This window comes from Lentzea sp. NPDC042327 (genome assembly GCF_040647275.1).
GTDB lineage: Bacteria > Actinomycetota > Actinomycetes > Mycobacteriales > Pseudonocardiaceae > Lentzea.
The window spans coordinates 396940-410177 of sequence record NZ_JBEZBX010000002.1; the positions used below are offsets into that span (position 1 = coordinate 396940).

The following is a 13238-nucleotide window of genomic DNA, read 5'->3' on the forward strand; positions in this document are numbered from 1 at the left end:
GCGAGGGCATCGTCAATGCCGCGACCCGCGTCGACGATGATCCGATCACGCCACTGGGGGCACCGATGACAATCCGCAAAGCCGTGGTCTCCGACGCACCCGCCGTCGCCGCCGTCCACGTCGACTCGTGGCGGACCACCTACCGCGGCCACATGCCCGACGACGTCCTCGACGCCCTGTCCGTGGAGTCGCGCACCTCCATGTGGGAACGCCTGATCCCCTCCGGCACCGTCTGGGTCGCCTTGGCCGACGACGAGGTGGTGGGCTTCGCGAGCGCCGGCCCGTCCCGCGAACCGGACGCCACCCACGAGCTGTACGCGATCTACTTCCTGGAGTCCGCCCAGGGCACCGGCCTCGCCCACCCCTTGGCCGCCGCAGCACTGGAAGGCCTCCCGGACACCATCGTCTGGGTCCTCGCCGGCAACCAGCGCGCCCGCCGCTTCTACGAACGCCTCGGCTTCACCCCCGACGGCACCACCCGCCGCGAAACCCTCGGCGACGCCGTGCTCGACGAGGTCCGCTACCACCGCGCATGACCACGATCTTCCATCCGCCCAGCAGGGAGCCGCCGTGGTGTTCCGCCCCGTGTTTCGCCGCGCCCTTGAGTCCCGCGAAGCCGACATCGCGCGCAAGGTCTTCGGCGACGCCCTCGACATCAGCGCCCTCACCCTCGCCGAAGGCGGCCTCCTCGGCGCCTTCGGTGTCGCCCGCACCCTGCCCCGCCTCGTGACGTTCCCCAGGGGAATCCTCACGTCGCCGCAGAACCAGGCCCGTTACGAACGCTGGCTGGTCCACGAACTGACCCACGCCTACCAGTACCAGCACGGCCGCAGCGTCCTCAGCCTGCTGCCGACGGCGTTCGCGGGGTTCTTCGTGAAGGGGCTCTACGACTACGGTGGGGTCGAGGGGCTGCGGGGGAAGACGTTCGAGGAGTTCAACTCAGAGCAGCAGGCCAACATCATGGCCGACTACTACTACCTCAGCACTTATGAGCCTGGGCGGGATGTTTCCGCTTATGAGCCGTACGTCGACTTCGTGCGGTCGCAGGTGAGGTGATCCGTCTTTGGCGGGAAAAGATCAAGCTCCGACCGCGTTGCCGCTGGTCAGAGCTTGATTTCACCCGGCGAAAGGTGGTGCCCCAGGCAGGATTCGAACCTGCGACACGCGGTTTAGGAATGTGCTTATCGGGCGAGGAAGATGGCTCTACCTGCGGCGATGCCGTCGCAAACACTCGCACCATGCGCCGCGTGGTCTCGGTTTGGCCACAGTTCGCACCACGACCCGCACCACGAAGTCAGGCGACGACAGCGAGCACGTGTTGGCGTTCCTGGATTGACTCGTGGAACTGGTCGCCGACGTGCAGCAGCGCTACCGCAGGATGCGCGAGCTGGACGACCTGAAGTGTCCTGAGTCGAAGGTGACGCCCGACATGTCGTGTGATCCATCCTTGGACATGCCGATCACGGCCCTGTTCGTGGATGAGCTTCAAATCCCGCTGGAGGACCGTACTCCCGTTGAGGTGCAAGGGAAGAGGCTCACAGCGGGGGAGTACATTGGCGAGTTGCTGACGTGGCTGGCGAAGTAGGCGCCGGCCGCTGGACTGATCTTGGTGCTCGCGACGCAGCGACCGGCCGCCAAGACCCTTCCGACCAGGCTGCGCGTGGTGCTCGGCTCGCGGTTCACGTTGCGCGTCATGGACTACCGGGACAGCAACATCATTCTGGGCGAGCAGATGAACCCACACGGCTACGACTCCAGCCGTCTGCCCTCGCGCAAGGGCGTGGGCGTCCTGCGACCGGACGGGGAGACCCAGGCTGGGGCCGAAGTCCTCGCGCTGACCGTGCGGACGTTCTACATGCCCAACGAGGACTGGAGGGAGATATGCCAACGCGGACGGGCGTTGCGCGAGGGCCGAAGGAACGCTCACCGGACACGCGGTAGGACAGGAAGCACAACCGATGCTCGACCACGCGGCCGTAGCGAAGGCCGTTGGCAGCGCTCCGACGCCCGCTGAAGCGGAGCGGGCCGACGAGATCGAGTTGCCCGAACCACTGGCGTCCGTTGTGGACTATCTCACCGAAGAGGCTGCCGCTCGACACGGGACCGGGTGGCCACAGAGACGGCGTGAAGCAGGTACGTGGCTACGCCGTCGCCGACATTCGCGCGTCGGTCGAACGTCTCCGCGAAGCGGCCGCGCTCGACGGTGAGGTGATCGACGATGACGACCGCTGACCCGTCACAACCCGTCCCAGGCACCCGTCACCCCGTTACACACCCTGTGACAGGTTCGAAAGCAGCATCTAGCAGCGTAAACGGGCCGCCGTGACGGTATGGCATGTGACGGGTGACCCCGTCACATGGCCCTGAAACGGCCGTGTGCCACACCATCTCGACGCAGGTGTGACGCATGGTCAACCCGTCACCACCGCAGCGTTCTGACTCCCCTAGTTGGCGCGTGGCCAGCGATTGCGGCCCTGAGCGCTAGGCCAGCAGACGCTTGAGCGCTTTGGTGAGGCCGACGCCCTTGGTGTGGCTGAGCAACCGTTTTCCGGGTTCGAGGTCACCCCAGTTTTGGCTGCGAGCCTTGGTAGTCGAGTAGTGGCGCTTCTCGAAGTCCATGGCTTCCACGTAGCTTGTGCTGAGGTCACGCACGGCGTGATCGTGGGTGAAGAAGAACGTATTGCGGCCGTGAGCCGTGTTCATGTTCTCCGTCTCGATCAGGATGACCTTCTTTAGGCTGCCGTCCGCGAGCAACACAACGAAGTGCTCTTCATGGCTGGTCTCCTGATTGGTGTGAGCCCGTGTTTTCGTCGTGTGTTCGATGTGGTGGTTGCGTCGTTCAAGAACCCAGTGACGCCCAACTACATCAATCCGTTTACTGACCGCGACCTGCTCGCTCTTGCGCTCCGTCTTGGTGAACAGACCAAAGGGGCCGTGTTTCACTTCGATCAGCTTGATCTTGGTCTCGTACTCCGTCGTGGTGTAGGAGATGCCCTGCTCGGCAGGCGTACGTGTTTCTCGAGCAACACGCTGTGCGAAGGCCCGAATGCGGGGCCAATCGATGATGGATGCGTTGTACGCCTGCCGATCGGGCATCAGATCACTTGCCGCTCGTGGTGGGCCGGTTGCTCTGGTCGACACCCTGTTCGGTGTCGTCCTTGATCTTGTCCCGAATCCTGCGGGCCTCTGCGTCGGATTCCGCCATGTCCTGGATGCTCTTGATGATCGCGGGTGGTTCCGGGGGAGTGTTCATGGCCATTGGAGTTCTCCAGAGGGCTTGTGGATTGAGACTGACAGTGGGATTAATCGGACTAGGTCTGGCCTGCGTTACTGTGTAACGGAAACTCGTGCGCATACGATGATTGAAGGACTAATTGGAGGTTCGATCACTGAAAACTGGATAGGGGCTGTATTTTGCTGTTTTACGTAGCAAAGCCCGTCGCAAAAAGTGTCATGAAACGATCGTGGCACCGGTTGGTGCGGTGTCCTTGATGTGCTGCGCCGCCCGGTAGAGGTGTCCGGTCGTCACAGCGGCCGGGAGCGCAGCCGACGTCAGCCGCTCGAACGACTCCACGTCCTCGAACGGAGGTGAGACGGAGCCCCGGAGGCTGACGGCTTCGGTGGTATCAGCTGTCAACCGGGCTGACGGTTCACGGTGGCGCTTCAGGCTGCATTGCGCTCAGTCGTGGTGCGACCGTACGCCCGGCTCGCACCACGAAACGGGCTGTAGATCGACTTCAGTCCCGGCTAAAGACCAAGGGCTCCGACCTGTTTTCACTGGTCAGAGCCCTTAGTTTCACCCGGCGAAAGGTGGTGCCCCAGGCAGGATTCGAACCTGCGACACACGGTTTAGGAAACCGATGCTCTATCCCCTGAGCTACTAGGGCTGGCGTGAGCAGTCTAGCGGTCCACCGCCACCGAGTTGACCAGGCCCCCGCCTCGCAAGGCCATCACGCTCGGTAAGGGACCGAACGAGTTGGGTGCGGCCGTTCGAAGGAAGTGAGGCAGGCCACCTTCTCCCGACGGGATGCGTCGGGTACGCAGAGGGCGTGAGCAGACCCTGGCCCGACTTTCGTCCTGGCCCGCTGGGGGCCGTCCGGTCCTGGTGGCGGCGGCGGGTGCCGAACCGGCGTGACGACTACACGTACGTGCCGCCGGCGAGCAGTCATCAGCAGGAGTTCGAGACGCCGTTGCCCAGTGCGGTGTACGGGTTGGACTTCCTGTTGAAGATGAACGTCGTGTGGCGGTTCGACCTGGCCACCGGGTTGCGGCACAACTCGCCGAAGAGTGCTGCGATCCACCACGTGGTGCAGCGGGCCACGGAGATCAGTTCGTCGCGGATGTTGGTGCACCACGCGGCGTTGCAGGTGCACCTCGGGGACGAGTTGGCGCGTGAGCAGCAGGTGCCGGGGACGCACGTGTGGGCGCGGGCCGAGCAGGTCAAGGTCGAGGTGGACGACGGGGACCTGGAGATGGCGCGCAAGCACATCGAGTTGTTGCGGAGCTCGACGTTCAAGTTGGCGGAGCGGGACATCGAGCGGCAGGAGATCCGGTACCTGCGTGACGAGGTGCTGACGGACGTCGGGACCGCGACGATCTGGTGGTTGCAGCGCAACGGGTACCGGGTCGAGGAAGCGGTGAAGCTGTCGGACGAGCTGGCGCAGCTGGTGCGGATCGCGCAGCAGCAGCCGGCCAAGCACTGGGCGGAGTCGCTGATCAGCAGCGTCGAGAGGGCGTTGCCGGAGCTCGGGGACCAGCACCGGGTGGAGTTGCAGCAGCACCTGGCCAAGGCGTTGAGCGTGTACGGGGGCAGCCGGATCGCCACCGAGTTCGCCGACCAGGTGGGGTTGCCGGCCGGGGAGCAGGACGACGGTGTCCACAACGGACACAACAACGGGCATAAGTAGAGGCCGCCGACCCCTGGGGGTGGATCGGCGGCCTCATCTCGAAGGCCTACGAGCTGTAGACCTCAAGTTCGTACAGGGAGTATCCGTACCGAGTGGCCCGGTGGGTACCGGTCATCCGGAGGTGCCTCGCGTCCTGTGGCGTAAACGCTACGACATCGGAGCCGCCGTCGCCACTACTTGTCGCGAAAACGTTGCGCCAGTTTGTCCCGTCGCTGGACAGCTCGATGCGGTAGCCGGTGGCGTAGGCCGATTCCCATTGCAACACAGCGCGACCGACCCGTTGCACAGAGCCGAGATCGACCTGGATCCATTGGTCGTCGCTCCAATCGCTGGCCCAGCGCGACTGCGGGTTTCCGTCGACCACGTGCTGTGGCGGGAGGGTGTTCCAGCCGGTCTCGTGCGATGACGCGGTGGCCGTCGCGGAGGTGGCCAGGTTGGTGATGTTCTGGCCGCGGCGGGACGGGAACTGCACGACCTGCTGGTAGGTCGGGCGGTTCTGCCAGTGGATCTTGTCCTGGGTGATGCCGCCCATCGCGCGGTGGATGATCGTGTCCGCGCACCACTGGTTGCCCGCGGCGCAGTCGGCGTCGCCGGGGTAGACCTGGGTGGCGGGCTTGGCCGCGGCCTGCTTCAGGGAGTCGACCAGTGCCGTCCGGCAGCCGGACAGGGTGCCGCCGCCGCAGTAGGTCTGCGGGAACGCGCCCTGGACCGGGTCGCCGAGGACCTTGCGGAGGTCCTTGTCGACGAAGCCCCACCAGCCGTACTGGAACGAGGAACCCTTGTGCGGGGCGGCGCCATGGGTGTCGGACGGGGCCTCGTCCACCTGGATGGCGCCGACCAGGGCGGTGTACAGGTCGGTGCCGAGGGACGGCTGGAACTGCGCGGCGACCAGCAGCGGCCACCACGCGTCCAGCACGCGGATCGCGTCGGTGTGGGCGTAGGTCTTGCTGCCCTTGCTGGTCTCCTTGCGCAACGAACCGGAGCGCTGCCAGTCCTTCAGCTGCTGCACGACCGGGGCGAGCGCCGGGTCGACCGGTGCGGACTCGACGACGCGCAGCAGTTCGGGCAGCACCTGTTCGGCGCGCAGGTCGGCCACCGCGGCCTCGGCCATCGCCTTCGTCAGCGCCGCCCGCGTGACCTTCTGGCCGGAGGCGATCAGCGCGCGGACGCGGCCGTCGAGCAGGTCACCGCGGTGCACGGCGCTGTGGCCGAAGCCGCCGAACGTGAAGTCCTTGGCCTGCTTGTTGTTCCACGAGATGTAGTAGTCCTGGTTGATCGAGTTCGGGTGGCCGGCGAACGGCATGTACTGCGCGGTGTTCTCGTCGCCGTCGAAGCCCTGCCACTCGAACTCCGGGCGGCCCCACACCGGCAGGTTGGGGTCCACAGTGGACTTGCGCACCGGGTTCAGGCCCGAGTTGAAGTACGCCGTGTCCTTCGAGTCGACGTAGAACCAGTTGAACGCGTACCCGATCCGGTCGGCCGCCCGCTGGAAGTCGGTCGCCGACCGGATGGCGGTCGGGTCGTTGAGCTCCTGGAAGCCGATGATCGAGTCGACCTCGTGCAGGTAGGTCGAGCGCAGCGTCGTGTACGCCACGACCTTGCCGCCCACGGTGGCGCGGCTCGCGACCAGGCCGTACTTGGTCCGCCACATCACCAGGGTGTACGAACCGGCCGGCGTGCCGTCCGCGACGGTCGGCTTCCACGCGTTCTTGCGCTCCAGCCGCTCCATCGGCAGGCACGCGCCGCGGTACAGGTAGTGCGAGGACGCCTTGGAGGGCGCGGAACCGTCCGGGTTGCACAGTTCCACGGCGTAAGTGTCGACGATGTCCTGACCCGCCGAGGTCGCGCTCCACGAGTAGTCGACGCCGCGGCCGAGCTGCACGTACATCGAGACGCCCGCGAACGACACGCCACGCGAGCGGATGCCGGGGCCGTTGAGCTCCTGCAGCATCAGCAGCTGCGGCGCGAAGTACCCGGTCTGCGGGCCCCACACGGCGACCGGGTTGCCGGAGTCGGTGTGGGCGCCGGACACGGCCAGCGCGTTCGACATGCCGTGCTTCTTGTTCAGCAGGTCCGCCGGCAGCACGCCGTCCGCGAAGATGCCGGAAGCCTTCTTCAGCTCGTCCGGTGCGGGAACGGAGACCGCGGCACCCGTTCCGCCCACCTCGTCGTAGATCATCCGCTCCGGGGTCAGGCTGCCCGCGTCCGGGAGTGCCACGCCCGCGGGGGACGCAGGGGAGGCCGCGTACGGGAACGACTGTCCGTTGTGGAGGGTCAGCACGGCCTCGGGGTCGTTCTGCGCCCGGAACGCCTTCCACACCTGCTCGCCGACCGCGGCGCCGTAGCGGTTCTGCGCGGCCAGCTTCACCAGCGCCGACTGCACCTCACCGCCGCCGCCCGCGCCGAACAGGCCGCCGACGACCGCGGCGATGGCCACCATGTCGGTCGACTTGAACGGCTGGATGTCGTTCCAGTTCGTGATCGCGTCCGCGTGGCCGGTCAGCACGTACTCGCCGGGGAAGTTCCGCGCGCTGATCGCCTGGGTCAGGTAGGCGTTGATGCCGGCGATGTAGTCGTTGACGTCGGCCAGCGCCTGCCGGCCGCGGTCACCGCCCTTGGCCGCGGCGGTGTCGATCTGCTTCTGCAGGTCCGCCTCGGTGTAGGGGATCTGGTTGTAGAACGACTGCTCCAGCACCCGGTTGCCCGGCGCGCCGCCCGCGAAGCCGCTGAGCTGGCCGCGGCCGAGGTGGCGGAAGAGGTCCATCAGCCACATCCGGTCCTGGCCCGCCGCGTAGCCGGCGCCGAACATCGTGCCGGAGCGGGTGGTGCCGGTGATGTGCGGCATGCCGATCTTCTTGTCGCGCACGATCGTCACGTCCGCGCGCGGCTTGACGGTGCTCTCGACCTGGTCGGCGGGCACGCCGAACGACGCGTCGTTGAAGAAGTCGGTCAGCTGGGCGTTGGACAGGCCGCCGTAGCCGGCGACGAGGGCGTCGTACTTGCCGAGCTGGTCGGCGGAGTGCGCGGGCCGGGTGCCGAACGCCTTGTGGGCGAGGATCTCGGCCAGCGTCGCGTGGCCGTTGTTGCCGGGCGGCAGGACGTCGCCGCACTGGCCCAGGCAGTAGTCGTCGGCGGTGAACGTGGGCGCGGGCGCCGCCTGGGCGGGTGCGCCGGGGACGATGACGAGGGAGGCGGTGACGGCGGCGGAGGCCAGCAGGGACGTCACCGGGTTGGCTCTCCGCATCCGCGAAGCTCCTCTCCGTGCAGGGCTGATGTGGCGCAGATTACTTTCTGCCACGCCTATTGCGAAAGACCTTCGCATTTCTGGAACTGCTTCCAGATGCGCTGTATCGATCACGTATGCGACGAAGATCAGCATGATCCGCCGACGCACGCTCTTGACATCCCTCACCGCGACCGCCGCCGTCCCGGCCCTGTCCGTCACGCCCGCGACCGCGCAAGCCCCTGTTCAGATCTATTCCTGCGCCGACTGGGGTGCCCGCCCTCCGGGCGAAGGCATCGAGGTGGTGGTCCGAAAGCCGGAACGCATTGTGATTCACCATTCAACTTCCCCGAACCTCGACAACCAGTCGATAGGCCGGGCCTATGAGCACGCGCAGTGGATTCAGAACCTTCATATGGACCAAAACGGCTGGGTCGACTCAGGTCAGCACTTCTCGAACAGCCGCGGCGGGTTCGTCCTGGAGGGGCGGCACGGCAGCCTCAACGCCCTCGAGCTCGGCGACCGCATCGTGGTCGGCGCGCATTGTCCAGGTCAGAACGACTGCGCCATCGGAATCGAGAACGAAGGCCTCTACGTGGACGTCTCCCCACCGCTGGCGCAGTGGGATTCACTGGTCGCCTTCTGCGCGCACCTGTGTTTCCGGTACGGCATTCCAACAGGTGAGATTTTCGGCCATCGGGACTTCATGGTCACTCAGTGTCCAGGTGATGCCCTCTATGCCCTGCTGCCGCGCCTACGCAGCGAAGTCACCGCGCTATTCCGGTAACTGTGAACGCCTCCCGCCATCTCGAAAAACGGTTACCACATGATGAGATAACTGAGAATTAACGTGACCTTCGGCGGTTGTACGCGAAGATCACGGCTCATGAGGGAGCACGGAACGCCAATGCGGGAGGCGTCGTGATCAAGGTTCTGCTGGCCGACGACGAGGACCTCGTCCGTTCTGGCCTTCGCATGATCCTGAGCAGTGTCGGGGACATCGAAGTCGTCGCCGAATGCGATGACGGGCACCTGGTGGCCGACCTGGCGCGCCAGCACCGTCCCCACGTGGTCCTGCTCGACATCCGGATGCGCACCTCGGACGGACTCGCGGCCCTGCGGCGGCTGCGGACCCTGCCGGAACCACCACGGGTGTGCATCCTGACCACGTTCGACGTCGACGAGTACGTCTCGGAGGCGTTGAGACTCGGGGCCTCCGGGTTCTTGCTCAAGGACACCGAACCGGAACAGCTCGTGAAGGCCGTGCGCGACCTCGCGCGCGGGGGAGCGGTGCTCGACCCCGGTGTCGCGGCCCGCGTCCTGGCCGCGGTCGCCGACGGTGAGCGGATGGCCGAGCCGGCCCGCCGGTTGCTGGCGTCGCTGTCGGAACGCGAGCGCGAGGTGCTCGTGCTGATCGGGCAGGGCATGTCGAACGCGGAGATCGGTGGCACGCTGCACCTGTCGGAGGCGACGGTGAAGGGCTACGTGTCGTCGGTGCTCGGCAAGATCGGCGCGGTCAACCGCGTGCAGGCCGCCCTGGTGGCCTACCGAGGTGGGCTGATCGCCTGAGGACGGGCTGGGCCGGGCTCCCGCACGGGGCCCGGCTCAGCCACCGGAAACGATCTCCTGCACCTCGTCGGCGGAGGGCTCGACCTCGACCCGGTTGCGGCCGTGCCGCTTGGCCCGGTAGAGCGCCATGTCCGCTGCCGCGAACAGCTGGTCGAGCTTCGCGGGACCGGCCGCCACGCCGATGCTCACGGTCGGGCGGCGGACCGCGCCGAGCACCATGGTCCAGTCGTGGCCGTCGACGGCCGCGCGGATGCGTTCGGCCACGGTGGGGCCCACGTCCATGTTCGGGCCGGTGTCGCCGAGCAGCACCACGAACTCGTCGCCCGCCCAGCGGGCGACCAGGTCGTCGGAACGGCACTCGCGACGCAGCAGCGCGGCGATCTCGCGCAGGGCGGCGTCGCCCGCGGCGTGACCGGCGTCGTCGTTCACGCCCTTGAACCAGTCCACGTCCACCAGCACCAGCCACGGAACCCGGCCGCGGGCCGCGGTCGACTCCAGCAGTGCCTGCGCCGCGCGTTCCAGGCCCAGCCGGTTGGCCAGGCCGGTCAACGGGTCGCGGGCCGCGGCTTCCTGGGCGGCCACCGCCAGGCGTTGTGCCTGGACGGCCACCCGGCGTTGTTCGAGCGCCTGGCCGAGTCCCTCCTGGAGGGTCTCGGTGGCGGTGCGGGCCGCGGTCATCGACCGGCGCAGCGCCTCGGCCTCCCCGACGGAGTCGCCCAGTGCGTGGCAGATGTCGGCGAGCTCGGTGGAGAAGCGCAGCAGCAGCGAGGTGTCGTTGATGCGCTCGGCGTTCGCCACCGCGCGGGCGGCGAACGTGCGGGCCTCGTCCAGCACGTCCTTCTCGCGGCGGACCACGGCGAGGACCCAGTTGCCGACCGAGATGCCCCACAGGTCGGCGGCGTCGAGCGCCAGGCGCAGCGTCTCCTCGCCGAACTCGTCGGCCTTCTCCAGCTGGCCGACGCCCGCGAGGGAACGACCGCAGGCGCCCATCAGGGCACGGCGGATCTTCTCGTCCTTCACCAGCCCGAGGCCTTCCTCCAGGTGGGCGAGGGCCTCCTCGAAGATCGCCGGTGCGGCGGCGGGCGGACCGGAGCAGGCGCGGAAGTTCAGCGAGCCGCCGAGGCGCTGCAGGCAGCGCGCCAGGGTGTCGGTGTTGCCCGCGCGGCGGGCCACCTGCACCGACAGCCGCAGCATGTCGAGCGATGCCCGGCGGTTGCCGATGCCCTCCATGAGGTAGCCCAGGCCGGCCATGGTCTCGGCGACGGCGGGGCTGTCTGCGCGGTCGGTGTCGAGGTCGGTCCAGCCCTCCGCGGCCAGCTCCAGTGCGAGGGGGATGCGGCCGAGGCGCCACGCCATGACCGCGCGGTTCACCAGCACGGCCGACCGCACCCAGCGGTCTGCTCCGGGGGACACCTTGGTGACCACCTCGTCGAACAGGCTGTTGGCCTCCGGCTTGCGGCCAGCGTCGAGCAACGCGCGGACCTCCCGGTCCAGCCGCGGTACCTCGCCCGCTACCAGCGGATCGCGCTGCTCCACTCGTTCATCGACTCCGTTCCGACTCGCCGAGCGGCCCGCACAGGCTACCGGGTCGGTCGCGCCCCGTACCGATCGTGGTGCAGGACGTCATCGAGGGGTAGGCGGTTGCGCCAACCGTGACGTTCCAGATCAGGCGTGTCGGGCAGTGATCGGACCGGACCCACGCACAGCCACGCGACCGGGCGGACCCTCGTGGGGATGCCCAGCAGTCGGCGCAGCACATCCTCCCGGTAGAAGCTCACCCAGCCCACACCGAGGCCCTCCTCGGTGGCGGCGAGCCACAGGTTCTGGATGGCCAGGCACACCGAGTACAGCCCGGCGTCGGCGATGGCGTGCCGGCCGAGCACCGCGGGTGAGCCGCGGTCGGGGTCGTAGGTGACGACGATGCCCAGCGAGGACTCCAGGACGCCCTCGACCTTGATGCGGGAGAACGTCTCGGCGCGCTCGGCGTCCAGCGAGGCGGCGAACACGCTGCGCTCGGCCTGCACGTGGTCGCGGAACGCGCGGCGCACGGAGTCGTCGCGCACCAGCACGAAGTCCCACGGCTGGGAGAGCCCCACGCTGGGGGCGGCGTGGGCGGCGGTCAGCACGCGGCGCAGGACGTCGGGCGGGATCTCCGCACCGGTGAACTCCGCGCGGGTGTCGCGGCGGCGGTGCACAGCTTCGTACAGGTTCATTCGCGTGATCGTGCCTCACACGAAAGCACCAACTTCACACCGGAGAGGTGGCGCCGATCTCAACTTCGCGATATGGACCACGGATGACGAGAATGGCAGGTGGTTATGGCTCCGCCCTGGGTTTCGGCGCCGGGGTCGGTGTGACCGCGTTCACCGGTGCCTGGCCGGTGCTGGCGCTCGCCGGGCTGGCCGCGGTCGTGGTGGTCGTGTCGCTGCGCACGACGGTCCTCGGTGCCGCGCTGGCCGCGTTGCAGTGCTGGGGTCTGTACGCGACCTTCCTGGTCGGTGTTCGGGGCGATCTCACGGTCGACGAACACACGACCTGGGTGCTCGCGTTGCTGGTGCAGCTCGCCGCGCTGGCCTTCCTGGCCAGCGCGGCGATCCGCGTCATCGCCCTTGTGACGGGTACGGCAGCAAAGCCATCTCCCGTGCGTTTTTGACCGCGGTGGCGACCTGGCGCTGCTGCTGCGGCGTCAGGCCGGTCACCCGGCGCGACCGGATCTTGCCCCGGTCCGAGATGAACTTGCGCAGCAGCGCGACGTCCTTCCAGTCGACGACCGCCACGCCCTCCCTCGCGAGCAGGTTCTGCCTGCGCTTCGCAGGCCGCGGCGGCTTCACCAGCTGGCCTTCGACACGCCGGGGAGCTCACCGCGGTGGGCCATCTCCCGCAGCCGCAACCGCGACAACCCGAACGCGCGGAAGTAGGCGCGTGGCCGTCCGTCCACGACGTCCCGGTTGCGCAGCCGGGTCGGCGACGCGTCCCGCGGCAGCTTCTGCAGGCCCCGCAACGCTTCCGCGCGCGTCTCCGGGTGCCGCAGCATCTCCTTGAGCTCGGCGCGGCGGGACGCGTGACGTGCCACGACCTCGCGCCGGCGCCGGTCGGCCGCGATCTTGGACTTCTTCGCCATCAGCGCTCCTCCTTGAAGTCGACGTGCTTGCGCGCCACGGGGTCGTACTTGCGCAGCACCAGCCGGTCCGGGTCGTTGCGGCGGTTCTTGCGGGTCACGTAGGTGAACCCGGTGCCCGCGGTCGACCGCATCTTGATGATCGGCCGGACGTCGTTGCCCTTCGCCATCAGACCTTCACCCCCTGCTTGCGCAGCTGGGCCACCACGGCCTCGATGCCGCGCTTGTCGACGGTCTTGACGGCCTTCGTGGACAGCGTCAGCGTCACGAACCGGTTCAGCGACGGCACCCAGTACCGCTTGCGCTGGACGTTCGGGTTCCAGCGCCGCCGCGTCTTGCGGTGCGAGTGCGAGACGCGGTTGCCGAAGCCGGGCTCACGGCCCGTCAGCTGGCAGCGCATTGCGTACCTCCCAGGTCGGAA

At 67.8% G+C, this 13238-nt stretch carries 17 protein-coding genes and 1 tRNA gene; 8 read left to right on the forward strand and 10 right to left on the reverse strand.

Going from position 1 to position 13238, the window contains the following annotated elements:
- Nucleotides 1–65 precede the first annotated feature (65 nt).
- From AB0A63_RS05700 to AB0A63_RS05715, 4 genes are all read left to right on the forward strand, one after another.
- Nucleotides 66–536: a GNAT family N-acetyltransferase gene (locus tag AB0A63_RS05700; RefSeq protein WP_360385721.1), complete on the forward strand. Its 471-nt coding sequence runs from the start codon at nucleotides 66–68 to the stop codon at nucleotides 534–536.
- Nucleotides 537–570: 34 nt separating this feature from the next.
- Nucleotides 571–1056, forward strand: coding sequence for a hypothetical protein (locus tag AB0A63_RS05705; RefSeq protein WP_360385723.1), 486 nt, complete (start codon nucleotides 571–573; stop codon nucleotides 1054–1056).
- Nucleotides 1057–1339: 283 nt separating this feature from the next.
- The gene (locus AB0A63_RS05710; protein WP_360385725.1) at nucleotides 1340–1585 is read left to right on the forward strand and encodes a hypothetical protein; all 246 of its coding nucleotides are present in this window, start codon (nucleotides 1340–1342) and stop codon (nucleotides 1583–1585) included.
- Between the two features lie 24 nt (nucleotides 1586–1609).
- Complete coding sequence (locus AB0A63_RS05715) at nucleotides 1610–2014, forward strand: hypothetical protein (protein WP_360385727.1); 405 nt, start codon at nucleotides 1610–1612, stop codon at nucleotides 2012–2014.
- Nucleotides 2015–2481: 467 nt separating this feature from the next.
- Here AB0A63_RS05715 and AB0A63_RS05720 read toward each other — a convergent pair whose 3' ends face one another.
- The 3 genes from AB0A63_RS05720 to AB0A63_RS05730 all read right to left on the reverse strand — a co-directional run bounded on the left by AB0A63_RS05720 (nucleotide 2482) and on the right by AB0A63_RS05730 (nucleotide 3887).
- On the reverse strand, nucleotides 2482–3096 hold the full coding sequence (locus AB0A63_RS05720; protein WP_360385729.1) for a hypothetical protein: 615 nt from the start codon (nucleotides 3094–3096) through the stop codon (nucleotides 2482–2484).
- A 4-nt stretch (nucleotides 3097–3100) separates the two neighbouring features.
- Nucleotides 3101–3253: a hypothetical protein gene (locus tag AB0A63_RS05725; RefSeq protein ID WP_360385731.1), complete on the reverse strand. Its 153-nt coding sequence runs from the start codon at nucleotides 3251–3253 to the stop codon at nucleotides 3101–3103.
- A gap of 558 nt (nucleotides 3254–3811) precedes the next feature.
- Nucleotides 3812–3887: transfer RNA gene (locus tag AB0A63_RS05730), tRNA-Arg, on the reverse strand.
- 162 nt (nucleotides 3888–4049) lie between these two features.
- Between AB0A63_RS05730 and AB0A63_RS05735 the strand changes: the two genes are divergently transcribed.
- Nucleotides 4050–4907, forward strand: coding sequence for a hypothetical protein (locus tag AB0A63_RS05735; RefSeq protein WP_360385733.1), 858 nt, complete (start codon nucleotides 4050–4052; stop codon nucleotides 4905–4907).
- 46 nt (nucleotides 4908–4953) lie between these two features.
- Here the strand turns inward: AB0A63_RS05735 and AB0A63_RS05740 are convergent, their stop codons facing one another.
- On the reverse strand, nucleotides 4954–8151 hold the full coding sequence (locus tag AB0A63_RS05740; RefSeq protein ID WP_360385735.1) for a penicillin acylase family protein: 3198 nt from the start codon (nucleotides 8149–8151) through the stop codon (nucleotides 4954–4956).
- 133 nt (nucleotides 8152–8284) lie between these two features.
- Here AB0A63_RS05740 and AB0A63_RS05745 point away from each other — a divergent pair, with 133 nt between their 5' ends.
- Both AB0A63_RS05745 and AB0A63_RS05750 read left to right on the forward strand, forming a co-directional pair.
- Nucleotides 8285–8917 carry a peptidoglycan recognition family protein gene (locus AB0A63_RS05745; protein WP_360385737.1) on the forward strand — a complete coding sequence of 211 codons (633 nt, stop codon included), beginning with the start codon at nucleotides 8285–8287 and terminating at the stop codon, nucleotides 8915–8917.
- Between the two features lie 134 nt (nucleotides 8918–9051).
- On the forward strand, nucleotides 9052–9699 hold the full coding sequence (locus tag AB0A63_RS05750) for a response regulator transcription factor (RefSeq protein ID WP_065914918.1): 648 nt from the start codon (nucleotides 9052–9054) through the stop codon (nucleotides 9697–9699).
- Between the two features lie 36 nt (nucleotides 9700–9735).
- Here the strand turns inward: AB0A63_RS05750 and AB0A63_RS05755 are convergent, their stop codons facing one another.
- Together AB0A63_RS05755 and bluB are read right to left on the reverse strand one after the other, a co-directional pair.
- Nucleotides 9736–11235, reverse strand: coding sequence for a tetratricopeptide repeat-containing diguanylate cyclase (locus AB0A63_RS05755; RefSeq protein ID WP_360385739.1), 1500 nt, complete (start codon nucleotides 11233–11235; stop codon nucleotides 9736–9738).
- Nucleotides 11236–11279: 44 nt separating this feature from the next.
- Entirely contained in the window at nucleotides 11280–11912 is a 633-nt protein-coding gene (bluB, locus tag AB0A63_RS05760) for a 5,6-dimethylbenzimidazole synthase (protein ID WP_360385741.1), read from the reverse strand.
- 83 nt (nucleotides 11913–11995) lie between these two features.
- Here bluB and AB0A63_RS05765 point away from each other — a divergent pair, with 83 nt between their 5' ends.
- Nucleotides 11996–12352, forward strand: a complete 357-nt coding sequence (locus AB0A63_RS05765; protein WP_360385743.1) for a hypothetical protein — start codon at nucleotides 11996–11998, stop codon at nucleotides 12350–12352.
- Here the strand turns inward: AB0A63_RS05765 and rpsR are convergent.
- From rpsR to rpmB, 4 genes are read right to left on the reverse strand one after another with little or no spacing between them, the layout of a single operon-like run.
- Nucleotides 12300–12533, reverse strand: a complete 234-nt coding sequence (rpsR, locus tag AB0A63_RS05770) for a 30S ribosomal protein S18 (RefSeq protein ID WP_360386651.1) — start codon at nucleotides 12531–12533, stop codon at nucleotides 12300–12302. The genes AB0A63_RS05765 and rpsR overlap by 53 nt on opposite strands.
- Nucleotides 12527–12820: a 30S ribosomal protein S14 gene (gene rpsN / locus AB0A63_RS05775; RefSeq protein ID WP_360385745.1), complete on the reverse strand. Its 294-nt coding sequence runs from the start codon at nucleotides 12818–12820 to the stop codon at nucleotides 12527–12529. The genes rpsR and rpsN overlap by 7 nt, the downstream gene beginning before the upstream one ends.
- Entirely contained in the window at nucleotides 12820–12987 is a 168-nt protein-coding gene (gene rpmG, locus AB0A63_RS05780) for a 50S ribosomal protein L33 (RefSeq protein WP_065914914.1), read from the reverse strand. The genes rpsN and rpmG overlap by 1 nt, the downstream gene beginning before the upstream one ends.
- Nucleotides 12987–13217, reverse strand: a complete 231-nt coding sequence (rpmB, locus tag AB0A63_RS05785) for a 50S ribosomal protein L28 (protein WP_360385748.1) — start codon at nucleotides 13215–13217, stop codon at nucleotides 12987–12989. Before rpmB ends, rpmG begins: the two co-directional genes overlap by 1 nt.
- Between the last annotated feature and the right edge of the window lie 21 nt (nucleotides 13218–13238).

Bases quoted from the DNA above. Each gene is read 5' to 3' on its own strand.
- AB0A63_RS05700 (WP_360385721.1), top strand. From the start codon at position 66: ATGACAATCCGCAAAGCCGTGGTCTCCGACGCACCCGCCGTCGCCGCC.
- AB0A63_RS05720 (WP_360385729.1), bottom strand. From the start codon at position 3,096: ATGCCCGATCGGCAGGCGTACAACGCATCCATCATCGATTGGCCCCGC.
- AB0A63_RS05725 (WP_360385731.1), bottom strand. From the start codon at position 3,253: ATGAACACTCCCCCGGAACCACCCGCGATCATCAAGAGCATCCAGGAC.
- AB0A63_RS05740 (WP_360385735.1), bottom strand. From the start codon at position 8,151: ATGCGGAGAGCCAACCCGGTGACGTCCCTGCTGGCCTCCGCCGCCGTC.
- AB0A63_RS05745 (WP_360385737.1), top strand. From the start codon at position 8,285: ATGATCCGCCGACGCACGCTCTTGACATCCCTCACCGCGACCGCCGCC.
- bluB (WP_360385741.1), bottom strand. From the start codon at position 11,912: ATGAACCTGTACGAAGCTGTGCACCGCCGCCGCGACACCCGCGCGGAG.
- AB0A63_RS05765 (WP_360385743.1), top strand. From the start codon at position 11,996: ATGACGAGAATGGCAGGTGGTTATGGCTCCGCCCTGGGTTTCGGCGCC.
- rpsN (WP_360385745.1), bottom strand. From the start codon at position 12,820: ATGGCGAAGAAGTCCAAGATCGCGGCCGACCGGCGCCGGCGCGAGGTC.
- rpmG (WP_065914914.1), bottom strand. From the start codon at position 12,987: ATGGCGAAGGGCAACGACGTCCGGCCGATCATCAAGATGCGGTCGACC.
- rpmB (WP_360385748.1), bottom strand. From the start codon at position 13,217: ATGCGCTGCCAGCTGACGGGCCGTGAGCCCGGCTTCGGCAACCGCGTC.